Source organism: Pseudarthrobacter sp. DSP2-3-2b1 (assembly GCF_049895945.1).
Lineage (GTDB): Bacteria > Actinomycetota > Actinomycetes > Actinomycetales > Micrococcaceae > Arthrobacter.
In genome coordinates, this window is the sequence record NZ_JAFCTI010000014.1 from 11607 (window position 1) to 36665 (window position 25059).

Genomic DNA, 25059 nt, shown 5'->3' on the forward strand with positions numbered 1-25059 from the left:
GACTCATGACCCCGTGCGAAGCCCGGTGAAGTAATGCAACTTACCGCCTTGCTGCCCCTTTCCGCGCCGCCCTAGATTTGCAGCCAGCACCCGGACCAACAGGTTCCGGCAGCCAACACCAGGACGCAGTGGCATGCCGCGGCGTACAAGCCAGTGAAGAAGCGAGGTGGCGCATGAGTTCAGCAGTAACCAAAGTGGCCCAGCCGGCAGAACCGGCAACAGCAGCAGGGCCGGCCACCGGACAGACGGCAGCCGACCCGGCAGCGCCTGCGGCAGCATATCCGGCAACGACTGCGGCGGGAGCCGCCGGGGCGGGGACGTCGGGCCCGGCAGGACCCGGCGGCGGACCCGGCCCCGGACTCCGCCAGCCGGCAACCGACTACTCCGGCTTCCCGCTGGTGGGCGCCAAGCATCCATGGCGCTGGGTGGGAACGGCGGTGGTGGCCCTGGGCGTCTTCGGCATCGCCTGGTCCCTTGCCACCAACCCGCGGTGGGAGTGGGGGGTGGTGGCTCAGTGGTTCACCGCGCAGTCGGTGGTCAACGGCCTCCTGGAAACGCTGAAACTGACCGCCATCTCCGGCATCCTCGGGTTCGTCCTGGGCTTCATCCTGGCGCTGATGCGGCTGTCCGCCTCGCCGCTGCTGGTCTCGGTGTCATGGACCTTCTCGTGGATCTTCCGCTCCACCCCGCTGCTGGTCCAGATGCTCCTTTGGTACAACCTGGGTTACCTGTACGAGAAAATCAGCCTGGGCATCCCGTTCACGGACGTCCGTTTCTTCGAGGTCCAGACCACCACCCTGATCAGCCAGTTCGCCGCCGCGGTGCTCGGCCTGACGCTGAACCAGGCGGCGTATTCGGCCGAAATCATCCGGGGCGGCATCCTCTCCGTGGACCAGGGCCAGCTCGAGGCGGCCGCGGCGCTGGGGATCCCGGCCTGGCGGCGGTCCACCCGGATCGTCCTGCCGCAGGCCATGCGCGCCATCCTGCCGACGGCGTTCAACGAAATCATCGGCCTGGTCAAGGGCACCTCGATTGTGTACGTCCTAGCGTATTCGGAGCTGTTCTACACCGTCCAGGTCATCTACAACCGCACCCAGCAGGTACTGCCGCTGCTCCTGGTGGCCACGCTCTGGTACGTGGTGATCACCTCCGTGCTGAGCGTCTTCCAGTACTACATCGAACGGCACTACTCCAAGGGCGCTGTGCGCAGCCTCCCGCTGACACCGCTGCAGAAGGCCAGGCAATTCTTCGCCACCCACGCCGTGGCACCCAACCGTGCAAGGAGCCCGCGATGAGCACCGCCACCCAGAGCCGCCCGGACGCTGCCACCGCCCCGGGAGCCACCCGAGGCCTGGTGGAAATCACGAAGGTCCGCAAATCGTTCGGAACCACCGAAGTCCTCAAGGGCATCACGCTGACCGTTGAGCCCGGGGGAGTGGCCGTCATTGTGGGACCGTCCGGATCGGGAAAATCCACGCTGCTGCGCACCATCAACCACTTGGAAAAGGTCGACGGCGGCCACATCGCTATCGACGGGACCCTGGTGGGCTACGAAGTCCGGGGCCGGCGCCTGCACGAGCTGCGCGAGAAGGACATCCTGAAGCAGCGCACCGAAATCGGCATGGTCTTCCAGAACTTCAACCTGTTCCCGCACCTGACGGCCCTGGAGAACGTCACCGAGGCGCCCGTCGTGGCCCAGGGGCGGTCCGAGGAGGAAGCCCGCCGCCGCGGGCTGGAACTCCTGGACCGGGTGGGCCTGAAGGACCGGGCCGGAGCCTACCCCCGCCAGCTCTCCGGCGGCCAGCAGCAGCGCGTGGCAATTGCCCGTGCGCTTGCCCTGGACCCCAAGATCCTGCTGTTCGACGAGCCCACCTCCGCCCTTGACCCCGAACTGGTCAACGAGGTGCTGGACGTCATCCGCGAACTGGCAAAGTCCGGCACCACCCTGATCATCGTCACGCACGAGATGGGGTTCGCCCGCGACGTGGCGGACACCGTGGTGTTCATGGACGCGGGCCAGATCGTGGAACAGGGCAGTCCCCAGGAACTCTTCACCAACCCCCAGGAACCACGCACCCGGAGCTTCTTCTCCAAAGTGCTCGAACCGGCTTTCAACATCTAAAGGAACTCCCCATGGCATCTTTCACAAGCCCCCACCGCCGCGTGCGCTCCCTTGCCGCGCTGCCCGCCGTCGTAATTCTTGGAACGGCAGCACTGTCCGCCTGCGCGGACCCGGGAGCCTCAGCCTCCGGAAGCAGTGCAGCGCCGACGGCGGCACGCAACGGCGTGGTCTACAACACCGCCCCGGACCAGCAGCGCCTCCGGGCAGAGAAGGACGCGGCGCTTGCTGCCACAGTCCCGGAGCTGATCGGCAAGGACGGCAAGCTCACCGTGGCCACCACGGCAGGTTCCATTCCGCTGACTTTCCACGCCACTGACGACAAGACGCCGATCGGTGTGGAACTGGACCTCGCCCAGCTTGTAGCGGACAAGCTGGGGCTGGAACTGGACATCCAGATCACCTCCTGGGAAAACTGGCCGCTGAAGACCCAGTCCGGCGATTTCGAAGCGGTGTTCTCCAATGTGGGCGTCAACAAGGACCGCGTGAAGCTGTTCGACTTCGCCACCTACCGGGCTGCGTACATGGGCTTCGAGGCCAGGAAAACCGCCACCTACGACATCAAGGGCGCCGATGACATTTCCGGGCTGAAGGTGTCCGTGGGTTCCGGGACCAACCAGGAGAAGATCCTGCTGGCCTGGAACAAGGAACTCGAAGGCAAGGGTAAGGCTCCGGCCGTCCTGCAGTACTACTCCACCGATGCGGACACCATCCTGGCGCTCTCCTCCGGCCGGACCGACCTCAACATCGGCCCCTACCCGTCCACCGTGTACCGCGAGAACACCCGCGATGACCTGAAGGTGGTGGGCAAGGTGAACGCGGGCTGGCCGTCCGAGACACTCGTGGCAGCCACCACCCTCCGCGGCAACGGGCTGGCTCCGGTGCTCACTGAGGCGCTGAACTCCGCCATCGAGGACGGTTCCTACGCCGAAGTCCTGGAACGCTGGGGACTCTCGGAGGAGGCGCTGCCGGAATCCAAGACCATCACCGAGGAATCCTTCGCGGCCGCCCAGGCTGCTGCCCAAACCGGAAAGACGTCATGAACGCAGCGCACACAGACACCGCATTCGAAGCCTTCGACTCCGACTGGCAGGAATGGCACGCAGCCCACGAACAGCACCGTGCGCACCCGCACGGCTTCCTGGCGGTGACCCACCTGCACTGGCTGGGCAGCGAGGCCACCCGGCTGGAAGGCGCCCCGGGCACCTGGAGCGCGGAGGCCGACGTCGTCCGTGTAGTCCTGGAGCCGGGCGAAAGCCTGCATCGGGACGGGCAGGAACTGAACAGTGCCGCCGGGGCAGCGCTCGAATTCGGCCCCATTGAGGAGCGCGGCGGCCTCAACCTGGTGTCCGGGGATACGGTCATTGAGGTGGCCAAGCGCGGCGGCGAGTACATTGTGCGGCCGCGGAATCCGGAGAACGGGCTGCTGCGCGAATACCAGGGCACACCGGCCTACTCGCCGGATGCTGCCTACGCCGTGCGTGGAACCTACGTGCCGTTCGACGCACCCCGCCCCACCACGGTGGGCGCCGCCGTCGAAGGCATCCAGCACGTCTACGAGGCGCCGGGCGAGATCCGCTTCAAGCTGGCCGGCCAGGAACTGGCACTGACCGCTTTCAACGGCCACGCGCCGGGCTCGCTGTCCGTGCTGTTCACGGACCGGACCTCCGGCCAGACCACCTATGCTGCCAACCGCTCGCTTTCGCTGGTGCCCGCGGCGGACGGTTCCGTGGAGCTGGACTTCAACCGGGCGGTGAACCTGCCGTGCGCCTACACCGATCTCGCCACCTGCCCGCTGCCGCCGGCGGAAAACCGGCTGCCGGTGGCCATCGAAGCCGGCGAAAAGATCCCCTACGAGCGTCAGGACCAGCAGTGAATTCAGCAGCACCAGCCCCGGCTGACAAAACCCGCACAGGGTTCCTTGCCATGGAGCTGGACGGCGCCGGCTGGGACGGCGGCGACTTCGCGAGCCTCGGCGAAGCCGTTTTGGCCGCTGAGTCCGCCGGCTTCCACGCCGCCACCTTCTCCGACGCGCCGGTTCCGGACCGGGTCAACGCGCTGCAGCGTGCGGCCTTCGCAGGGCCGGTGACGCGCAGCATCGCCCTGGTACCGGAAGTGGACACTGTCTACACCGAGCCGTTCCACGTTTCCACCCAGCTGGCGAGCCTGGATTATGTCTCCGGCGGCCGTGCCGGGTGGATCGTCACCGCAGCGGAATCACCCGAGACGGCTGCCGCCGTCGGCCGCTCTTCCTTAGCTGGCGCCGCACTCACGCAGGAAGCCGCCGCGTCGATCGAGGTGTCCCGCAGGCTGTGGGACTCGTGGGAGGACGATGCCGTGATCCGCGACGTCGCCACCGGCCGCTACCTTGACGTGGACAAACTGCACTACGCGGACTTCGAAACGCCCGCTGATTTTGCCGGGCCCGCGTACTCGGTGAAGGGCCCGTCCATCATTCCGAGGCCGCTGCAGGGTCAGCTTCCCGTGATCGCCGCGGCGTCGCTGGTGGGCAGCGGGCAGGTTCCGGCCGACGCCGTTGACGCTGTGCTGGTTACCGCGCCGACGCCGGAACTGCTCGCCGCAGAGGTGCGCGACGTGCGTGCCCGGATCGGGGCGCCTGTGGCAGTGATCGCCGAACTCGACGTCGTCCTTGACTCCCGCGGGCAGGCTGCGGCGGAGCGTTCGGCCGGGTTCGAAGGCGGCCGTGCGCGGTACTCCGGCAGCGCTGCGGGCCTCACGGACTTCCTGGAGTCGCTGCTGAAGGAGGCCGACGGCGTGCGCCTGCACCCGGCGTCGCTCTTTGTTGACCTTGAGGAACTTGGCCGGCTGGTGCTGCCGGAGCTACGGCGCAGGGGCGCGCTCCGGCCGCCTGTCCTGGGCGGCACCTTTCGTGACCTGCTGGGCCTGACGCGCCCGGCCAGCCGCTACGCATCCGCTGCCGTCGGCGCCGGAAAATAAGGGGTACAACTATGAATCAGCACAACCGTGCTAAATCCGAGGTCTTTACGCCGTCAGGCAAGATCCAGTTCGGCATCTTCTTCCAGGGCGTCAACTCCGGCACCATCTGGAAGGCGGCAGAATCAGGATCCCAAACCGACTTCGAGTCGTTCCGCCGCATCGCGCAGACCGCCGAGCGCGGCCTGTTCGCGGCCTTCTTCCTGGGCGAGGGACTCCGCCTGCGTGAACACCTGGGCCGCCCGCATGCGCTGGACGTGGTGGGCCGTCCGGACGCCCAGACCATGCTGGCCGCCCTGGCGTCGGTGACCAAAAACATCGGGCTGGTGGCCACCCAGAACACCACCTACAACGACCCCGCGGACCTGGCGCACCGGCTCGCGTCGCTTGACCTGATTTCGGGCGGGCGCGCCGCGTGGAACATCGTGACCACGGACAACGCCTGGACCGGGGCGAACTTCCGCCGCGGGGGATACCTGGACCACGCAGACCGCTACAAGCACGCTGAAGCGTTTGTGGAAACGGCCAAGCGGATCTGGGACTCCTGGGAAACCGCTCACGGGCCTGCCCGCCGCGTCCGCCACGAGGGCCAGCACTACACGGTGGATGTGACGCCGCGGCTGCCCCGAAGCGCGCAGTACCGGCCGGTGCTCTTCCAGGCCGGCGACTCCCCGGAGGGCCGCAACTTTGCCGCCCGCCAGGCGGACGTCATCTTCTCGGCACACCCCAAGTTCGACGACGCCGTGGAGTTCCGCAAGGACCTCGTGGAGCGTTCGCTGGCAGCTGGCCGCGGCGCCAATGCCGTGCAGATCATGCCGGCAAGCGAGTTCATCCTCGCGCGCACGGATGCGGAGGCCCTGGAGAAGAAGGAGTGGGTGCGGAGCCTGCAGATCGGGCCGCAGCAGGCGGTGGCGTACCTGGAGCAGTTCTGGGGCCGCGAACTCTCCGAGTACGATCCGGACGGGCCGCTGCCTGAGATCGATCCTGTGGTGGAGGAGACCTCCGAGACCCGCGGAAGCGGCTTCCACGGCGCGAAGGCCCGTCAGTTGGCGGATCAGTGGCGGGCGGAGGCCAAGGACAAGGGCTTGTCCATCCGCCAGTTCGTCACCTCCAAGACGGCGCGCATCGATGCCACCTTCACCGGGTCCTACACGGCCGTGGCGGACCGGTTGGCGGAGTACGCCCGCGTGGGTGCGGTGGACGGTTTCAACATCTCGCCGTGGCTGATTCCCACCGGCCTCGACGACATCGTGAACCACCTGGTGCCGGAACTTCAGGAACGCGGCGTCTACCCCACTGAATACGCAGGCAGCACACTGCGGGAAAACCTCGGGCTGGATACGCCGGTGCGTTCTGCCGACGAAACTGCCGGGGCGGTACGCGCGTCATGAGCGCGGGCGGCGCGGGAGGCACAGCCGGCGTCCTCGGCGGGTGGCTGCGGCGCTGGTTCCGGGCCGCGCGCAGCAGCTTCCTCGTTGGAGCGTTCGACGGCGGCACTTCGGTGAGTGCCGCCGTCGACCCTTTCGTTGGGGGCGTCAGGTTGCAGCTGACGGTTTGGGAGGAGCGGCTGTAGGGTCCTGGTCAGGTGCGGCTTGTCATCCGTGGCCGGCGGTTCCGGCTGACGAAGGTGGGCGGCGCGGGCGTGGGGATAGTGGACGGATCCGCGCCGGGCCGTCGCCGCCGCAATTCCAGGGCGAGGGCTTCCTGCCCGCGGGCCATCGCCCAACGGTGGTTCGCGGAAAAGGCGGGCTTGAGCAGCCAGCTGAGCCGGCGCAGCAGCGGTTTGGACGCGCTGACCCGCCAGTCGTAGGTGACAACCGTTTCCGGCCCGTCCTGTTCGAAGGTCCAGCGTCCTGTGCCGTTGAGGTCACCCTCGGCGGAGAGCGCAAGTCCTTGTTCCGTCATGGGCTCGGTGACAATGAGCCGCCACTTCAGGGTGTACGGCAGCCAACCCTTGGTGTGCAACAGGAACGCCTTTGCACTTCCGTCCGGGCTGCCTGGATCCAGAGGCGTAACCCCCAAGTACACCGAGGGCCACCAGCGGGCCAGTGCTACGGCATCACCCAGAATGTCCATCACCTCGTGCGGGGTTCCGGTCACGCGCCAGACGGTCAGAAATTCGTAGTCATTGCTGCTTCTGGAATTGCCGCCCATGCATCAGTCCTACTCTGCGATGTCCTCTGCCCACAACTGCGGGTTGTGCTCCTGGAACGTTCGCATCATGTCCACGCACCGCTGGTCATCCAGGACAACCACTTCAACTCCGCGAGATCGCAGAAGCTCGAACTCGCCGGCAAATGTGCGCGCTTCACCAACCACGACGCGGGGAATCTTGAACTGAATGATGGTTCCGGTGCACATGGCACAGGGGGCCAAGGTGGTGTAAAGCGTGGTGTCACGGTAACTCTTCTGCCGGCCGGCTGCGCGTAGGGCGGACATTTCCCCGTGTGCGATGGGGTCGCCGTTTTGGACCCGTTCGTTGTGTCCGCTCGCGATGACCACGCCGCCCCGGGAGAGTGCTGCGCCGATGGGAATGCCGCCTTGGTTGAGGCCCTTTTGGGCGGCCCGGTAGGCGGCTTCGAAAGCGGGGTCAGGGGCCGTTCGCGGTGCAGGCGTGACGCCGGGCCGCTGTGAGACATGAGTCATGCGGTCATTCTCGCATGCCGCCATCTTGCCGGATCCACAGACTGTCCCCATGCGGGCCTGGGGAAATGCGGATCCCCGCATCGCTGGTGCAATGCGGGGACCTTCGTCGGCAGGCTACTTTTTGGGCAGGCCTGCCGGGTTCAGTTCAGACTTCTGGATGGCTTCCGCAGAGAGCCCCCAGCGGTCCAGGATCTTGGCGTAGTCGCCATCCTCGATCAGCTGGTTCAGGGCCGCCTGGGCAGCAACCGCGAGGCCGTTGCCCTTCTGGGTGGTGAAGGCAATCTCGGCCGTCAGGGGCCAGCCGCCGTTCAGCGTGCCCACTTCCTTGGTTTTGCCGTCCTTCGCTGCCTTGTAGGCGGCTGAGGCGTTCGGGCCAAACGTCAGGTCCGCACGGCCTGACTGGAGCGCCAGGGTTGAAGCGGAGTCGTCGTCGTAATACTGGAAGGCGACCGGCTCGAGGCCCTTGGCTTTGTTCGCCTCATCCCAGCGGACCAGGATGGCTTCCTGGTTGGTGCCGGAGCCCACGATGATCCGCTTGCCGGCAACGTCCTTGGCTTCCTTGATGTCGCCGATGGTGGAGTCGGCCTTCGCGTAGAAGCCGAGGAGGTCGTTGCGGTAGGTTGCGAAATCGAACTTCTCCTTGCGCGCCTCGGTGACTGTCACGTTGGAGAGCACGGCCTCGTACTTGCCAGATTCGACGCCCAGGGGCCAGTCTGCCCACGCGACGGGGAGGACTTCAACTTCGAGCCCCAGGGACTCGCCCACCGCGTAGGCGATGTCCACTTCGCTGCCAATCAGCGTCTTGTTGTCTGTTGCGAACAGCGTCAGCGGGGCCGAGCCGCCAGTGGTGACTACGGTCAGTTTGCCGTCCGCCTTGATGGCTTCCGGGACCAGCGCGGCCGCCTCAGGATCGCCGTCCACCTTGATGCGGTCCTGCTCCGGGGCCAGATTGAACGTCTTGCCTGCCGTGGTGGCGGAGCCCGACGACGGTGCTGACGCCGCCGTCGCGCCCGGGTCCGAGCAGGCCGCAAGCGCCAGCAGCGAGGTCACCGCGAGAGCTGCTCCGAAAGCCGGTTTCGTCTTGAATGTGGCCATGATTTCCCCTTGGAAGTTCGTGAACGATGCAACGGATTTTGCTTGTGGCAGCAACTATCCGGGAGCGCAGGCACGGGATCAAAGGCCGCCGAAACGGTGCGATACCGGGAGTAACGGCCGTTAACCCGGCGTCAGGGGCGGTCATAATCCAAGTAGTGCCCTGAGTGGTGCCTGGGAATGTGAGTACTCACCCAAAAAAGACAGGTGCCAATTACGCGTGTGCTCCCTTGGCCCAGCCGCCTACGGTGGGGCTACGCAGCGACCAACGCCGGTCGCGTCACGGTCTCACCAGGAGTTTTCATGCCCATTGCAGCGCCAAAATCCTCCCTCACCAGACGACTGGCCGCCGCGGTTGTCTTGCCCGGTTTGCTCACGAGCTCGCTTGTCTTCGCCATGCCGGCTACCGCGGCCACGACGTCCGCCGGTATCTGCAACGGCGTGGTGAATCAGCAAGCGCATCGGGGCTTCGTGCAGGAGAACCTGCTTAAGGCGGCTGCGAAGAAGAATGCGACACTAATCGCTACGCTGCACGCCGATCGAGCCACTTTGCTGGCACAGGAAACCTCACTGAAGGCGGAGATCAGCAGCTTGACTGACAGCATCGCTGCCCTGGACACTGCTGTGGCTGAAATTGACGCTGCAATTACAAGAGCTGAAAGCCAATTGGGCGATCTCACCAAGCAGGAGACTGCCAAGACCCAGGAGATTCAGACCGCCCAAAGCGCCCTCGCAGATTTGACTGCGCTGCGGGAAAGCGTCGTCGCGGAGCTGTCCCCACTTCAGCAGCAGGTGGCTGTGGCCCAGGCAGAGTCTGCCGGACTGAAGCTGCAGAAGGCGGAAGTTGATTCGGCAATCGCTGACAAGAAGGTCAGCATAGATGCTGCAGAGGGCGAGCTGAGCGAACTTAAGTCCGCCGCGGCCGTTGCTGCCGCTGCGCTGGCCGCGAAAACTAATCACATAGCGGCTGCTGAGGAAGAACTGATCGAATTGAGGTCGGCAGCGGAACGCGCCGCCACTGATGTTACCGAGGCGGCCCGAGCCGTCAGCGATGCCACAGCCCAGTTGCAGGCGCTCGAAGTCGCCGGTAGCCAAGCTCAGTCCGAACTTGACGCGAAGAGGCAGGAGTTGAGCCTTGCGGAAGGCACCCTTGCCTCCCTGAAGGTGATTGCCGACGCTGCCAGGGGGGCAGTCGACGCGAAACTGAACGAAATTGGTGATGCCAAAGAAGCGCTAACGAACGCGCAGGCTGCGTCGAAGGCTGCGGGGGACGCACTTACCTCTAAGAATTCCGAAATAGCGGGCGCTGAAGCCTTGCTCCTAACGCTCCAAGGCGACGCCAAAAAGGCAGCCGATGCGCTGGCCGAGAATGCCGAGCGGATTGACGCCCTGAGCAAGGAAATCGTTGGGCTGGACAAACAGCTGCTGGATGCGACTGCCGCCCTCAAGGACCAGGAGTCACGGATTGGAACCTTGCAGAGTCAGGTGAAAGCGTTGGGCGATTCCAAGCTGACCCTCGTTGCCGAAATCGCAGCGCTCACTTCCAGAATCACTAACGAATTTCCGCCGAGTTCCAATTCAAGTACAAAGAGGCAGCTGGAGGCCCTTCGGGCCAGCAAGGAAGCTGACCTCGCGACAACCAGCGGGGAGATCTCAGCGAAGGACGCCGAGATTGCGATCTTGCAGCGCGATATCCCTGCCCTGCAGACTCAGGTCAACTCGCTGAATACGCAATTGGCTTTGAAGAAGGCGGATAGCGCCGCACTCCAACTGCAAGCTGCACCGCTGCAGGATACCTTGACCCGGGCCAACGAATCAGTTGCCGCCCAGCAGTCTGAGATCGCATCCCTAACAGCGCAACTTCCGTCCCTGCAACTGGCAGTGCAAGAAGCCATTAAGGCAGTCGCTACTGAAGAGGATGAGCTAGCAGCACTAGAGAACCAGCTTCCTGGGCTGACGAAATCACGGGACGATGCGGCGGCTGCTGCGGTGGTTCAGGCCGAACTGGTGGCAGCTCTTACGGATGAGGAGTCGGGACTTGCAGAAGGTGTGACGGCAGCCCAGCAGGCGATTGCTGACCAACAGACGATTCTTGACGGATTCAACCGCACCCTCGCCGCGGCGGAACGAGCGCTAGTGGAGGCCGACGCCTTGGTGGAAGCCCAGAAGAGTCTGATTGAAGGCCTCAATTCTGAGCTACCCGCTCTTGGGGCCGCAGTCAGTGACGCGGACACCGCAGTAAAAGCAAAAGAAGACCAAATAGTCATTCTGAGCTCTGACATGGAAAAGCTGGTCGCTACCTTGACCGTTCTTAACGCATCTATTGCTGGCAAGGAAAAGGAGATCAGCGCGCTGGAGACCAAAGTGGCGCCTCTGCTCGCTCAGCTCATTAGCATCGGGGATGAGATCACTGCAACGGAGAAGCAAATTGGCCAGCTCCAGGCGGACGCCGCAACACTTGCCGGGCAGGTATCCGATGCGCTGGCCACTTTGCGGGGACTTGAGGCGCAGAAGAATTCGAACAAGGCCGCCATCACTCTTCAGAAGGCCGTGGTCAGTGGCCTACAAGACAAGCTTGGAACCGTGCAGCTTCAGATTAAGGCCGTTGATGGTCAGATTTTGCTGGGTGGGTGCGTCGCCTGATCTTTAGGTCAGACTATAGAGAAGCCCGGCTGCATGGCCGGGCTTCTCTATAGTCTTGCCGCTATTGCGGAGGATTTACCAGCCAAGCCCTCACCACGTCCTCATTGGACTGCCGGTTCTGGCCGGTTATCCGGTTGCGGTCGCGGGTCAGGAGAAATAACCCGGGCGCCGCCGTCGTTGTCCACAGTGTGCCCGCCGGAACCCGGTGCGGCGAACCACTACGCAACGCATTGAAAGGCCGGCACCCGACGTGACGCTTCCCCTCTCCATCCTTGACCTGGCAACCATCGGTAAGGGCCAGACGGCGGCGGAGAGTTTCGCGGGCAGTGTGGCCATGGCGCAGCGGGCCGAGGAGCTGGGCTACCGGCGGATCTGGTACGCGGAGCACCACAACATGTCCTCCATCGCCTCGTCGGCCACCAGTGTGCTGATTGCCCACGTGGCGGCCCACACCAACACCATCAGGCTGGGCGCCGGCGGCATCATGTTGCCCAACCACTCGCCGCTGACCATCGCCGAGCAGTTCGGCACCCTGGAGACCCTGCACTCGGGCCGGATCGACCTCGGCCTGGGCCGCGCCCCCGGCAGTGACCAGAACACCTTGCGTGCCCTTCGTCGCGATCCGATGTCCTCGGACAGCTTCCCCCAGGACGTTCTGGAACTGCAGGGCTACCTCACCGGTCCCACCCGGATCCAGGGCGTTGAGGCCACTCCCGGCAAGGGCACCAACGTCCCGCTCTACATCCTGGGATCATCACTCTTCGGCGCACGCCTGGCCGCCCAGCTGGGCCTGCCGTACGCGTTCGCTTCCCACTTCGCGCCCACCGCCCTGCAGGATGCAGTAGCCATCTACCGCCGCGAATTCAAGCCGTCAGCCCAACTGGACGCCCCGCACGTGATCGCCGGCGTGAACGTGATTGCAGCGGACACCGCGTCCGAGGCACAGGAGACATTCCGGGCCACCAAGCGCGCCCGGGTCTCGCTGTTCTTCGGCGGCGGACGCGAGTTCACCGATGACGAAGCGGACATGATCCTTGACTCCCCGCAGGGCCAGCACGTCTCGCAGATGATGACGTACTCCGCCATCGGCACGCCGGACGCCGTGATCGAGTACCTTGACGAGTTCGCCAAGCACTCGGATGCCGACGAACTCATCGTCGCGCACCAGAGCACCGAAACCGGGGCGCGGCTGCGATCCGTGGAATTGCTCGCACAGGCCGCCGGGTTGGCCAAGGTCTGAGGCCTTGGGGCTCTTACCCACTTTTCCGACTTTTACACATATGTAATGTAAGAGACTTTCGCGGGAAACGGTCCGGGCGGAGAATGAACATGCCCCCTCAGGAATTCCGCTGGGGAGTTCCAGAGCGGGGCACCACCCGGACGTCCGTCAGGTAGATCCAACGGGCCGCTGTTCCGGGCAGGAATCTGCTCGAAGGGTTATGCAAATGCCTACTCCGCTCAATCAGAGTGTCGCCGATTCCGCGCTCCTGACCCGATCCCTCCCGCTGGGCTTGCTCCGCGCGTTCGTTATGTCGGACGTGGCAGACGAGGGCTTTACCCCCACCCTGCTTGCAGAGCTAAAGGTCCTGGCCCGGGTGCCCGGCCTGCTCGTGGCCTGCAACTACGGCGGAACGCTGTGCGACGCCGAGGGCATCTCCACCGAAACCCTCCCGCTGGGCAGCGCAGCCATTGCACTCCGCGCCCTGGCGGCCCTGCCCAACACCCATGCCGCCGTCATTTCCGGGCGGTCGCTGCGTGACCTCGCCGCGGTGTCCCGGCTTCCTGCCGAGGTGCATCTCATCGGTTCGCACGGTGCCGAGTCGGACATGGGGTACGCCCACGTCCAGTCCCTCGCCACCGAAGCCACCCTCCAGAAGGTCAGTGCAGCACTGTCTGAAGCCGTGGGCTTCCACCCCGGCATCTGGATCGAACGCAAACCCGTGGCTGTCTCCGTCCACACCCGGCCAGCCACGGCTGAGGTGGTGAAGACCGTCACCAAAACGGCGCGGGACATCGCCAAAGCCCACGGTTTGTTCTTCATCGTGGACGGCTCAGTGCTGGATCTCTCCGTGGTGGAACCGTCCAAGGCAGACGCCCTCGAAAGCCTGAGGTCCCGGCTTGGCGCCAGCGCCGCTCTGTATGCGGGGGACGCCTACAGCGACGAGCTGGCCATCGCCACCCTGCGGGGTCCGGACATGGGCCTGCGCGTGGGGCCTGGGGACACCCGGGCCACCCACCGGCTGCGGGACCCGGAATCATTCGCCCGGGTCCTTGCCATGCTCTTCGAACTGCGCCGCGCGTGGCTCTTCGGTGAGGACGCCGTGGGGCTGGAGCGGCACTCGATGATCGGCAACGGATCCTCCACCGCTTTGGTCACCCCGGACGCCAAGATCTGCTGGATGAGCCACCCGCTGCCGGATTCAGGCTCTCTGTTCGCGCACATCCTGGGCGGGGACGCAGCAGGGCACTTCTCTGTGGAACCGGTCAAGCCCTCCCAGGTGCTGGGTCAGCGGTATGTGGACAGCACCATGATCGTGGAGACCCGCTGGGCTGATGTCACTGTCACCGACTATCTGGAACCCGCGCCGGAGGGGATCACCAGCCTGGTCCGGGTGCTGTCCGGCACCGGCGGCGCAAAAATCGTCTTCGCACCGCGCCCGGACTACGCCAACGCCCCGTTCAGCATGGAGGCCCGCGGCGACGAACTCCACGTGGTGGGCACATCGGATCCGATCATCCTGTTTGCCCCCGGCGTCAGCTTCACCATCACCTCCGACGGCCGCCATGCCACAGCCATGGCTTCGGTCAACCTGCAGGACGGGCCAGTGGTCCTCAACCTGCGCTGCGGGGATACTGAACCGCAGTTGGCGGATCCCAGCGGGGAGACTGATCGGCGCGCCGGGGTAGCCCATCATTCCCGGCGCTGGGTGCGGGATCTCGAGCTTCCCTCGGTAAAACCGTCACTGGTCCGCCGCTCCGCGCTGGTCCTCCGTGCCCTGGTGCACGAGCCAACCGGTGCCGTGCTGGCCGCGCCCACCACATCGCTGCCGGAGGGAATCGGCGGCACCCGGAACTGGGATTACCGGTACTGCTGGCTGCGCGACGGGTCCATGACCGTGAATGCGCTCGCGGACCTCGGCTCCACCACCGAGGCGGCCGGATTCCTGGCGTGGCTGGGCCGCATCCTTGAACACGCGCCCGGCCCGGAATGGCTGCACCCCCTGTACTCCGTCACGGGCGCGCCGCTGTCCACGGAAGCCGTCGTCGACAGCCTGCCCGGGTACGCGGGCTCCCGTCCCGTCCGGATCGGCAACGCCGCTGACCACCAGGTCCAGCTGGACGTCTTCGGCCCCATTGCTGAGCTGATCCATACGCTCAGCGAACGGCACGGAACCCTCGCAGATGACCACTGGGAACTCATGGTGCAGATGGCGGCCGCCGTCCTGGCCCGCTGGCACGAACCCGACCATGGCATCTGGGAAGCCCGCCGCCCCCCGCGTCACCACGTCTACACCAAAGTCATGTGCTGGGTAACGCTGGACCGGGCACTCCGCACCGCGGAAAGGCACGGCAGGGCGCCGGAACCCTCCTGGGAACCCACCGCCCAAACCATCCGTGAGGAAGTCCTGCGCGAGGGCTGGGATGAGTCCGCCCAGTCCTACACGGTGGCCTACGACAGCCCGGACCTGGATGCCGCCGTCCTGCACATGGGGCTGTCCGGCCTGCTGGACGTCACCGACCAGCGCTTCCTGGACACCGTCACCGCTGTGGAACGGGAACTGCGGGTGGGGCCAACCGTCTTCCGCTACAGGTACGACGACGGCCTGCCGGGTCTGGAGGGCGGCTTCCACATCTGCACCACCTGGCTGATTGAGGCGTACGTTGCGGTGGGCAGGATTGAGGAGGCCTGGGATCTGTTCGATCAGTTGGTGAATTTGTTCGGGCCCACCGGGCTGCTGCCCGAGGAATACGATCCCAGTACGGAAACCCACCTGGGAAACCATCCCCAGGCCTACTCGCACCTGGGCTTCATCCGCTGCGCCCGGCTGCTGGACATGCATCATGACAGGCAGGAACCGCGGGCGAAGCACTAGGTGGCCGCACCGTTCCCTCCCTAGAGTGGAGCGATGACAACCCAGGCCAATCCAGTGGGATTCCGCTCCGAACGAGGCCCCATCCTCATTGCCCTCATGCTGGCCACCGGCCTGGTAGCCATTGACGCAACCATCGTGGCCACAGCCGTGCCCTCGATCGTGGCTGACATCGGCGGGTTCGCGTCTTTCCCCTGGCTCTTCTCGGCGTACCTGCTGGCCCAGGCTGTCTCGGTACCCATTTACGGGAAGCTGTCCGACATGGCCGGCCGCAAACCGATCATCCTGGCCGGCATCGGACTTTTCCTCCTTGGTTCCATCCTCTGCGGTTTCGCCTGGAGTATGCCGGCGCTCATTGCCTTCCGTGCGTTGCAGGGCCTGGGCGCCGGGGCCGTGCTGCCGGTTTCGATCACCATCGCCGGGGACATCTATTCGCTCGAGGAACGCGCCAAAGTCCAGGGCTACCTCGCGAGTGTTTGGGCGGCGTCGTCCGTTGTGGGGCCGAGCCTCGGCGGTATTTTCGCCTCCTTGGACGCCTGGCGGGGGATCTTCCTGGTCAACGTCCCGCTGTGCCTGCTGGCGGGGTGGATGCTGCTGCGTACCTTGCATGAGAACGTGGAGCCTGCCAAACACAAGGTGGACTATCCCGGAGCGGCCCTGCTGGCGGGATCGCTCACCCTGCTGATCCTCGGTGCGCTCCAAGGCGGGAACACCTGGGCGTGGGACTCGCCGGTCAGCATCGGCATCTTCGCCGCCGGAGCGGTCCTTCTGGTCCTGTTCATCCTGGTTGAGCGGCGGGCAGCCGAACCCGTCTTCCCGCCGTACGTCCTATCGCGGCGGCTGCTCGGCACCACCGCACTGGTCTCCTTCGGTGTGGGAACGGTCATGATCGGGCTGACTTCCTATGTGCCCACTTTCCTGGACGGCGCGCTGGCAACATCCCCGCTGGTTGCCGGCCTGGCGCTGGCGGCGTTGACCGTCGGCTGGCCGATCAGTGCGTCACAGGCGGGCCGTTTCTACCTGCGGATCGGCTTCAAGTCCACAGCGCTGATCGGCATCAGCATCACCGTCCTCGGGGTGGCCATCCTCGCGCTGACCTCAGCCACTCCCAACGTGGCGCTGGTGGCAGGCAGCTGCTTCGTCGTCGGGCTTGGCCTTGGCCTGGTGGCCACGCCCACCCTGATCGCTGCCCAGTCCAGCGTTCCGTGGAACGAACGCGGTGTGGTCACCAGCACCAATCTCTTTGCCCGCTCGATCGGCAGTGCACTGGGAGTGGCTGCCTTCGGCGCGGTGGCCAATGCCGTTTACGCCGCCTCCGCTGGGGGGACAGGCAATGGGTCAAACGTGGTGGCGGCTTCCGGGGCCGTGTTCCTCAGCGTGCTCGCCGGCGCTGTCCTCACGGTGGCCGCGGTGATTGCCATGCCGGCTACACCTAAAACCAGCCCACACCGGCAGGCCTTCAACCCTGACCCGGCCACGGACTCGCCTGAGGTGCGCTGACCGCCGCGGACGCGGTTCAGTTCAGCAGCAGGGCGACGCCGATCATCGCGGGCACCGCCACCACGGTGGTGATCAGGACGGTGTCCTTGGCTACGGTAAGGCCGGTGTTGTAGCGGCTGGCGGCAACAAAGACGTTCTGCGCCGTGGGCAGGGAGGAAATGACCACCACGGCAAACAACGCGTGCCCTTCCATGCCCAGGGCAAAGCGGGCAAAAACATAGGCCATTGCCGGCTGCACCACAAGCTTGAAAGTACTCGCCAGGACAGTATCGAAACGTCTGCCCGCCGCCGCCTGCAACGGCCTGCCGCCGTTCAGGCTCATGCCAAAAGCGATCAACATGGCAGGGATGGCCGCGCCGCCAATCAGATGGATTGGCTCCAGGACCAGCGGCGGCACCTCCCAGCCGCTGCCCGCCACCAGCAGGCCCAGCCCGGAGCCAACAATCATGGGATTCCGCAGGATCATCAGGACAAACCCCAGCGGTGTGGTGCGGTGGGAGCTGGTGCTGGCGTCCAGGAGCATCAGGAACAGCGGTGAGAAGAAGGCAAGCTGGAAAATCAGCAGCGGCGCCACGTAGCTGGCATCGCCGAGGACGTAGATGGCGATGGGAATGCCCAGGTTGGCGGAGTTGACCAGGGATGCGGCCATCGAGGACATCAGCGCTTCCGGCATCGCCCGTTTTAACCAGAACTTCACGATCGCAAAGAAGACAAGGGCGCTGGCGAAGGCGGCGACGGCCGTGACCAGCAGGGGTTCCGCGAAGACGGCGTTCAGCTCCGCCTTGCTGAGGGTCTCGAACAGCAGGGCCGGGCTCGCCACGAAGAAGGTCAGTCCACTCAGGACCTGGCGGCCGTTCTCGCCAAGAATTCTCTGCCGGCCAACAAACCAGCCCACCAGGATGATGAACCAGACCACAAAAAAGCCCTGCAGCACGCCTACCAAGAAGTGCCCCCGAATCTTCGGGGGTGATGGTTGCCCGGACTCACGCTCCGGCTACAGTGCGGCGTTATTAAGGGCGAATGGCGGGCGCATCAGGCCGGGCGTGTGGCCCTCCGCGGGATCGTTCCCGATCTGGACGATCCTGTTGTCCCGGTCCACGTGGACAACCTTCGGCGAGTAGGCCTGAGCCTCTTCCGTGGTCATCTGCGCATACGTGATCAGGATGACAATGTCGTTCTCATGCATCAGGTGCGCGGCGGCACCGTTGATGCCGATAACGCCCGAGCCCCGCTCACCGGCGATGGTGTAGGTCTCCAGGCGCGCACCATTGGTCACGTCCACAATGGCCACAAGCTCACCGGGGAGGATATCGGCAGCATCAAGGAGGTCCAGGTCTACGGTGACCGAACCTACGTAGTGGAGGTCGGCGTGCGTGACGGTGGCCCGATGAATTTTGGACTTGAACATTGTGCGATTCATAACAGCCACAGTCTAGCGCCGGCCCTTCTCATCGCGCAGTGACGCAGGGAACACTACGGCCGGGCAGTTCCGGAACCGGCCAGGACGCAAAGCGTTGTTACCCACCCCCGGCGGGGACGCCGCCGTCGTCAGTCTGGGCTACGGACGCGGCAGCCACCGCCAGAGTCTCCCGGGCAGCGAGGATGGCTGGACGCTGGGCGCTGGAACGGCGCACCGAGGTGAAGATGGTGCGGTGCGGATTGCCGGGCAGATCCAGCAACTGGGCGGTAGTGCCGCGCCCGATCCATACAAGGTCAGGCATCAGTGCCACGGCATTCCCGGATTCGATAAGCCGCATCTGGGCCTGGAGGTCCGCTGTTTCGAACCGGACGTCGGGCTCGAAGCCTGCGCTGCGGCAGGCCTGTTCCGCCCAGTGCCGGGAGGCCGCACCACGAGGCTCCATCACCCACGGCAGCGCTGCCGTTTCCTCCAGCGAGGTGACTGGTGACTGGTCCGGAGTCCTTGGCGGAACGGCAAGCCGGATGGCGTCGGTGGTCAGCTTGACGCGGTCAAGTTCGGGATAGCGCGGCGCGGCGTGGCCTGGATACTGTTCGGCGATCACCAGGTCAAAGTCCCGCGCCCACGTCTCGTGCAGCGCGGTTTCCGGCTCGCGCTGGATCATCTCAATCCGCACCTCCGGATAAGCCGCTCCCATCCGTGTGAGCGTATCCGGCATCAGCGCAAGTGCTGCGGACTGAAACACCGCTATCCGGACCGTCCCTGTGACGGTGGTGAGGGAGGCGGCGAGGTCCGCTTCCGCCTGCTCCATGGTCTCCAGCAGCTGGGCGGTGTGGGCCACAAGGACCTCCGCCTGGGGCGTCAGCTGGACACGCCGTCCGGTTTTCCGCAGCAGCTCCACGCCCACTTCCTTCTCGAGCAAGGCCAGCTGCTGAGAGACCGACGACGGGCTGTACTGGAGTGCGTCTGCCACTTCCGCGAGGGTGCCCCGGATCTTCAATTCCCGCAAGAGCCTGAGGCGGCGAACATCAAGCATGAGGAATTCCTTACCGAATCTAATGGATATTGGTTAGAAGTAGTCACTTTATCTAATGCAAGCAGGCTTGCATACTGAGGTGACTGAGTTGCCTCCGTCACACGTGCCGCCAGTGACCGCCGTGACGGGCCCCCACCCCAAGCAGGAGTTCCTGATGACCACTAAAGACATGTCCCAGTCGATCATGAGGCGCAAGCCCATTGACGACATCGAAGAAGAAAACAAGCACAGCGGCCTGTTCAAGTCCCTCGGACTCTGGCAGCTCACCGCCATCGGCGTCGGCGGCATCATCGGCGTCGGCATCTTCTCCCTCGCAGGACTGGTGGCGGCTGGCAGCGCAGACACTCCGGGTGTGGGGCCCGCCGTGCTGTTCTCCTTCCTGATCGCTGGCCTGGCTTCCGCGGCGGCCGCCCTGTCCTACGCCGAATTTGCAGGCATGATCCCGCGGGCGGGTTCCGCCTACACCTACGGCTACGTGGCGCTGGGCGAGGTGATCGGCTGGTTCATCGGCTGGGACCTGTTGCTCGAATACATCGCGATTGTGGCCGTGGTGGCCATCGGCATCTCGGGCTATTTCGATGCGTTCCTTTCGGGGATCGGCATCCAGATGCCGCTCTGGATGACCTCGACGCCGGATGAAGGCAAGGGTGGCATCGTCAACATTCCGGCGATCGTGGTCTGCCTGATCGTGACCTGGATCCTCTCCCGCGGCACCAAGGCGTTTGGCCGGTTCGAACTGGTGGCCGTTGCCATCAAGGTCATCCTGATCCTGTTCATCATCGGTCTCGGCATTTTCTACATCGACACCAACAACTACAACCCGTTTATGCCCAGCGGATTCGGACCCGTACTGGCCGGCGCTGCCACCGTGTTCTTCGCGGTGTTCGGCTATGACGCCATGAGTACCGCAGCGGAAGAGGCTACTGACGGCAAGAAGCACATGCCGAAGGCCATCATCCTGTCGCTGATCATCGCCATGCTGCTCTACGTTGCCGCAACGCTGGTGCTGACCGGAATGCAGAACTACAAGGACATCAACCCCACAGCCGGCTTCGCGTCAGCTTTCACCGGGGTTGGCCTGCCCGTCATCGCCACCATCATTTCGGTCTTTGCCGTCCTGTCCATCCTGACCGTGATGCTGACGTTCCTCCTGGGTGTCACCCGCGTCTGGTTCTCGATGAGCCGTGATGGACTCCTGCCTGGCTGGTTCTCCAAGACCGACCGGCACGGCACGCCGCAACGGGTCACCTGGATTGCCGGCGTCGCTTCTGCCCTGCTGGCCGGCGTGTTCCCCATCAAGGAGGTCGCGGACCTTACCAATATCGGCATCCTGGCCGCGTTCGTCGTCGTCTGCTTCGCTGTCATCGTGTTCCGTTACAAGAAGCCGGACGCCCCGCGCACCTTCCGCCTGCCGTTCATGCCCGTGATTCCCGCCTTCGGCGTCCTGGCCTCGGCCTTCCTGATGACCCAGCTGCACTGGGAAACCTGGATGCGGTTCGGTGTGTGGCTGGTCATCGGCCTGGCCATCTACTTCTTCTACGGCAAGAAGAACTCGCTGATGAATCCCAACAGCCCGCGTCACGAGGAAATCGTGGAGATGCACCGCCCCCTCGCCTGACCCAACGCTCTGGCACTTCCTGTCGTATAAAACCGGACGCTCTATCACTTTCTTGAAGAAAGTGATAGAGCGTTTTCGGTTTTCCTGCAGCAAGTGAGAGAGCGTCCGTTGAAAAGGCGCAGGGAGTGAGAGAGCGTCGGGGGAAGGGTTGGGTTTTCTAACCTGTATTGCTCAGAAAACATCGCTTTATCTTATGTGACCGCAGGCTCATACTGATGGATAAGACCCCTTCGCTCCCGAAGAAAGAACGAGAATCAGCCATGACCAACACTGCAATCGAGCCCGGCGTGAACGCCGGATCCGCGCCGCGCACTGCTGACGTTGACGTCCCCCAGGCCCGTGCCCTGGCCGCGGAAACCATCGCGTTGGTCCGCCACTGGCTCACCGAAGCGTCGAAGGTTCCGGTGGACGCTTCCGCGCAGCAGCTGGCCGGCGTCCTGAAGGACCCCAATGGGCTGGACTTCACCGTGGGCTTCGTGGACGGCGTGGTCCGCCCCGAGGACCTTAACGTCGCCGCCCGCAACCTGGCCGCCCTGGCGCCCAAGGTTCCGGCGTTCCTGCCCTGGTACATGCGCCGCGCGGTCCAGCTCGGCGGCACCATGGCCCCGGTCCTGCCCCAGGTTGTCATCCCGATCGCCCGCCGCGTGCTCCGCGAAATGGTGGGCCACCTGATCGTGGACGCCACCGACGCCAAGCTCGGGCCGGCCATCGCCAAGATCCGCAAGGACGGCATCAAGCTCAACGTCAACCTCCTCGGCGAAGCAGTGCTCGGCGAGCACGAGGCCTCCCGCCGGCTCGAGGGCACCCACACCCTCCTTGCCCGGCCGGACGTTGACTACGTCTCCATCAAGGTGTCCTCCACCGTGGCCCCGCACTCTGCCTGGGCGTTCGATGAGGCAGTGGAGCATGTCGTCGAAAAGCTCACGCCGCTGTTCGCGCGCGCCGCCTCCTTCGCAGGGACCGGCCCCGGTGAGAAGGCCAAGTTCATCAACCTGGACATGGAGGAATACAAGGACCTGGACATGACCATCGCGGTCTTCACCCGGATCCTGGACAAGCCCGAGTTCAAGGACCTGGAAGCCGGCATCGTGCTCCAGGCCTACCTCCCGGACGCCCTCGCAGCCATGATCCGCCTCCAGGACTGGGCTGCGGAGCGCCGGGCCAACGGCGGTGCCGCCATCAAGGTCCGCGTGGTCAAGGGCGCCAACCTGCCCATGGAACAGGTGGAATCCTCGCTGCACGACTGGCCCCTGGCCACCTGGCACACCAAGCAGGACTCAGACACCAACTACAAGCGGGTCATCAACTACTCGCTGCACCCGGACCGGATCAAAAACATCCGCATCGGCGTGGCTGGCCACAACCTGTTCGACATCGCCTTCGCCTGGCTCCTGGCCAGGCAGCGCGGCATCGCGGATACCGCACCGCAGAGTATCGAGTTCGAGATGCTGCTCGGCATGGCTCAGGGCCAGGCAGAAGCCGTCAAGAAGGACGTCGGCTCGCTCCTGCTCTACACCCCCGTGGTGCACCCGGCCGAGTTCGACGTCGCGATCGCCTACCTGATCCGCCGCCTCGAAGAGGGCGCCAGCCAGGATAACTTCATGTCCGCGGTGTTCGAGCTGGGGGGGAACTCCCCAACAAGCACTGCCCTGTTTGAGCGCGAGAAGCAGCGCTTCCTCGCCTCCCTGGACACGCTCGACGACGCCGTCCCCCCGGCCAACCGGCAGCAGAACCGCAACCTCCCGCCGCAGCCGCTGCCGCACGATTCGTTCAAGGACACCCCGGACACGGATCCGTCCCTGCCCGCCAACCGCGACTGGGGCCGGGCCATCCTGGGCCGCGTCCCGTCCTCCACGCTGGGCAACGCCGCCGTGGAAGCAGCCACCATCAAGGACGAGGCAACCCTCAACACCGTGATCGAAACAGCAGTTGAAAAGGGCAAGGCCTGGGGTGCCCTGTCCGGCGACGAGCGCGCCGAGATACTGCACCGAGCCGGCGACGTCCTGGAGGCCCGCCGCGCCGATCTCCTCGAGGTCATGGCCAGCGAAACCGGCAAGACCATCGACCAGGGCGATCCCGAGGTCAGCGAAGCCGTGGACTTTGCCCACTACTACGCCGAATCGGCGCGCAAACTGGAAAAGGTCGACGGCGCCACGTACGTCCCGGCGAAGCTCACCGTGGTGACCCCGCCATGGAACTTCCCTGTTGCCATCCCCGCAGGGTCCACCCTCGCGGCACTCGCCGCCGGCTCCGCCGTCGTGATCAAACCCGCCAAGCAGGCCCGCCGCAGCGGCGCCGTGATGATCGAAGCCCTCTGGGAAGCCGGCGTTCCGCGGGACGTGCTGACCATGGTCCAGCTGGGTGAGCGGGAACTGGGCAAGCAGCTGATCTCGCACCCCGCCGTGGACCGGGTAATCCTCACCGGCGGCTACGAGACCGCCGAGCTGTTCCGTTCCTTCCGCAAGGACCTGCCGCTCCTGGCCGAGACCAGCGGCAAGAACGCCATCATCATCACTCCCAGCGCCGATCTGGACCTGGCAGCCAAGGACGTGGCCTACTCCGCGTTCGGCCACGCCGGCCAGAAGTGCTCCGCAGCCTCACTGGTGATCCTGGTGGGCTCGGTTGCCAAGTCCAAGCGCTTCCACAACCAGCTTGTGGACGCCGTGACCTCACTGAAGGTGGGCTACCCGGAGGACCCCACCAGCCAGATGGGCCCGATCATCGAGCCAGCCAACGGCAAGCTCCTCAACGCCCTCACCACGCTCGGCGAAGGCGAAAACTGGGCTGTTGAGCCGAAGAAGCTGGACGGCACCGGCCGCCTGTGGAGCCCGGGCGTGCGCTACGGCGTCCGCCGCGGGTCCTACTTCCACCTCACCGAGTTCTTCGGACCGGTCCTTGGCGTGATGACCGCTGACACCCTGGAAGAGGCCATCGCCATCCAGAACCAGATCGAATACGGTCTCACCGCCGGCCTGCACTCCCTGAACCCGGACGAGCTGGGCATCTGGCTCGACAGTATCCAGGCCGGAAACCTGTACGTGAACCGCGGCATCACCGGGGCCATTGTGCAGCGCCAGCCGTTCGGTGGTTGGAAGAAGTCCGCAGTGGGGGCCGGCACCAAGGCCGGCGGGCCCAACTACCTGACCGGCCTCGGCCACTGGGTCAGCAGCGAAGCCACATCGTCGGCAGCAGTGACCAACTCAGGGGTGCGCCGGATCTTGAACGCCACCGCGGATGCCGTCCAGCCGGCCGAACTGGAGTCCCTCCAGCGCTCGCTCGCATCCGATGCGCAGGCCTGGGCCGACGAGTTCGGGACCGCCAAGGACGTCTCCGGCCTGAGCGCGGAGCGGAACATCTTCCGCTACCGTCCGCTGCCGGTCACCGTCCGGCTCTCCGAAGGTGCCCCGCTGGCGCACCTCGCCCGGACTGTCGCCGCTGGCGTCCTGGCCGGTTCGCAACTGACCGTCTCCACCGCCGTCGAGCTTCCCGCACAGCTGCGCGCGGTGCTCACCGGACTGGACATCAACGTGATGGTGGAGTCCGACGCCGAATGGCTGGCAACCGCAGCCCGCCTCGCCGCGGCGGGCAAGCTGTCCGGCGCACGGATCCGGCTGATCGGCGGGGACGCCACTGCCCTGGCGGAAGCGACGGACGGCCGGCCGGACCTTGCGGTGTACTCGCACCCGGTCACGGAGGCCGGGTACGTGGAGCTGCTGCCGTTCCTGCACGAGCAGGCCATCAGCATCACGGCGCACCGCTTCGGAACGCCGAACCACCTCTCGGACGCCCTGATCTGAGCGTGAACCCGGCCCGGTCAGATCACCGTTGACTAAGAGGGTTGACACAGCGAAAGGCCCGGCGGCCACCTTGTTGAGCCGCCGGGCCTTTCGCTGTTATCGGATGGGGCTGCGCTTCAGCTAACGGCTGCGGCGCGGCAGGAGA

General features: G+C 65.2%; 19 protein-coding genes. 13 read left to right on the plus strand and 6 right to left on the minus strand.

What is annotated here, in order from left to right; all coding sequences use genetic code 11:
• The first annotated feature begins 173 nt into the window (after positions 1-173).
• The 7 genes from ACP7AX_RS15865 to ACP7AX_RS15895 are packed head-to-tail and all read left to right on the plus strand — an operon-like array spanning position 174 to position 6647.
• Positions 174-1295, plus strand: coding sequence for an amino acid ABC transporter permease (locus tag ACP7AX_RS15865; RefSeq protein WP_426227726.1), 1122 nt, complete (start codon positions 174-176; stop codon positions 1293-1295).
• Positions 1292-2122 (plus strand): amino acid ABC transporter ATP-binding protein, encoded by an 831-nt coding sequence (locus ACP7AX_RS15870; RefSeq protein WP_426227728.1) that lies wholly within the window; start codon positions 1292-1294, stop codon positions 2120-2122. Before ACP7AX_RS15865 ends, ACP7AX_RS15870 begins: the two co-directional genes overlap by 4 nt.
• Positions 2123-2133: 11 nt before the next feature.
• Positions 2134-3162, plus strand: a complete 1029-nt coding sequence (locus tag ACP7AX_RS15875) for a transporter substrate-binding domain-containing protein (RefSeq protein WP_426227730.1) — start codon at positions 2134-2136, stop codon at positions 3160-3162.
• On the plus strand, positions 3159-3995 hold the full coding sequence (locus tag ACP7AX_RS15880) for a DUF1684 domain-containing protein (RefSeq protein WP_426227732.1): 837 nt from the start codon (positions 3159-3161) through the stop codon (positions 3993-3995). The genes ACP7AX_RS15875 and ACP7AX_RS15880 overlap by 4 nt, the downstream gene beginning before the upstream one ends.
• 50 nt (positions 3996-4045) lie before the next feature.
• Positions 4046-5077 (plus strand): LLM class flavin-dependent oxidoreductase, encoded by a 1032-nt coding sequence (locus ACP7AX_RS15885; RefSeq protein ID WP_426227890.1) that lies wholly within the window; start codon positions 4046-4048, stop codon positions 5075-5077.
• Positions 5078-5088: 11 nt separating this feature from the next.
• On the plus strand, positions 5089-6465 hold the full coding sequence (locus ACP7AX_RS15890) for an NtaA/DmoA family FMN-dependent monooxygenase (RefSeq protein WP_426227734.1): 1377 nt from the start codon (positions 5089-5091) through the stop codon (positions 6463-6465).
• On the plus strand, positions 6462-6647 hold the full coding sequence (locus tag ACP7AX_RS15895) for a hypothetical protein (protein WP_426227736.1): 186 nt from the start codon (positions 6462-6464) through the stop codon (positions 6645-6647). Before ACP7AX_RS15890 ends, ACP7AX_RS15895 begins: the two co-directional genes overlap by 4 nt.
• A gap of 8 nt (positions 6648-6655) precedes the next feature.
• Here ACP7AX_RS15895 and ACP7AX_RS15900 read toward each other — a convergent pair whose 3' ends face one another.
• The 3 genes from ACP7AX_RS15900 to ACP7AX_RS15910 form a co-directional block, all read right to left on the minus strand.
• Positions 6656-7228 (minus strand): SRPBCC family protein, encoded by a 573-nt coding sequence (locus ACP7AX_RS15900; protein ID WP_426227738.1) that lies wholly within the window; start codon positions 7226-7228, stop codon positions 6656-6658.
• 9 nt (positions 7229-7237) lie between these two features.
• Positions 7238-7720 (minus strand): nucleoside deaminase, encoded by a 483-nt coding sequence (locus ACP7AX_RS15905; RefSeq protein WP_426227740.1) that lies wholly within the window; start codon positions 7718-7720, stop codon positions 7238-7240.
• Between the two features lie 114 nt (positions 7721-7834).
• Positions 7835-8815 carry an ABC transporter substrate-binding protein gene (locus ACP7AX_RS15910; protein ID WP_426227742.1) on the minus strand — a complete coding sequence of 327 codons (981 nt, stop codon included), beginning with the start codon at positions 8813-8815 and terminating at the stop codon, positions 7835-7837.
• Positions 8816-9115: 300 nt separating this feature from the next.
• Between ACP7AX_RS15910 and ACP7AX_RS15915 the strand changes: the two genes are divergently transcribed.
• From ACP7AX_RS15915 to ACP7AX_RS15930, 4 genes are all read left to right on the plus strand, one after another.
• Positions 9116-11455: a chromosome segregation ATPase gene (locus tag ACP7AX_RS15915; RefSeq protein ID WP_426227744.1), complete on the plus strand. Its 2340-nt coding sequence runs from the start codon at positions 9116-9118 to the stop codon at positions 11453-11455.
• Between the two features lie 250 nt (positions 11456-11705).
• A complete protein-coding gene (locus ACP7AX_RS15920; protein ID WP_426227746.1) occupies positions 11706-12695 on the plus strand; it encodes an LLM class flavin-dependent oxidoreductase in 990 nt (329 codons plus the stop codon).
• Positions 12696-12900: 205 nt separating this feature from the next.
• Positions 12901-15549 (plus strand): trehalase-like domain-containing protein, encoded by a 2649-nt coding sequence (locus tag ACP7AX_RS15925; protein ID WP_426227748.1) that lies wholly within the window; start codon positions 12901-12903, stop codon positions 15547-15549.
• Between the two features lie 33 nt (positions 15550-15582).
• Complete coding sequence (locus ACP7AX_RS15930) at positions 15583-17046, plus strand: MFS transporter (RefSeq protein ID WP_131683285.1); 1464 nt, start codon at positions 15583-15585, stop codon at positions 17044-17046.
• 16 nt (positions 17047-17062) lie between these two features.
• On the opposite strand, the gene ACP7AX_RS15935 is transcribed toward ACP7AX_RS15930, so the two are convergent.
• The 3 genes from ACP7AX_RS15935 to ACP7AX_RS15945 form a co-directional block, all read right to left on the minus strand.
• Positions 17063-17989, minus strand: coding sequence for an AEC family transporter (locus ACP7AX_RS15935; protein ID WP_426227750.1), 927 nt, complete (start codon positions 17987-17989; stop codon positions 17063-17065).
• Positions 17990-18040: 51 nt separating this feature from the next.
• Complete coding sequence (panD, locus tag ACP7AX_RS15940) at positions 18041-18466, minus strand: aspartate 1-decarboxylase (RefSeq protein WP_426227752.1); 426 nt, start codon at positions 18464-18466, stop codon at positions 18041-18043.
• Between the two features lie 97 nt (positions 18467-18563).
• On the minus strand, positions 18564-19499 hold the full coding sequence (locus tag ACP7AX_RS15945; RefSeq protein ID WP_426227754.1) for a LysR substrate-binding domain-containing protein: 936 nt from the start codon (positions 19497-19499) through the stop codon (positions 18564-18566).
• Positions 19500-19653: 154 nt separating this feature from the next.
• Here ACP7AX_RS15945 and ACP7AX_RS15950 point away from each other — a divergent pair, with 154 nt between their 5' ends.
• Together ACP7AX_RS15950 and ACP7AX_RS15955 are read left to right on the plus strand one after the other, a co-directional pair.
• Positions 19654-21117: an amino acid permease gene (locus ACP7AX_RS15950; RefSeq protein WP_131683282.1), complete on the plus strand. Its 1464-nt coding sequence runs from the start codon at positions 19654-19656 to the stop codon at positions 21115-21117.
• 260 nt (positions 21118-21377) lie between these two features.
• Positions 21378-24914 carry a proline dehydrogenase family protein gene (locus tag ACP7AX_RS15955; protein WP_426227756.1) on the plus strand — a complete coding sequence of 1179 codons (3537 nt, stop codon included), beginning with the start codon at positions 21378-21380 and terminating at the stop codon, positions 24912-24914.
• Positions 24915-25059: the final 145 nt, after the last annotated feature.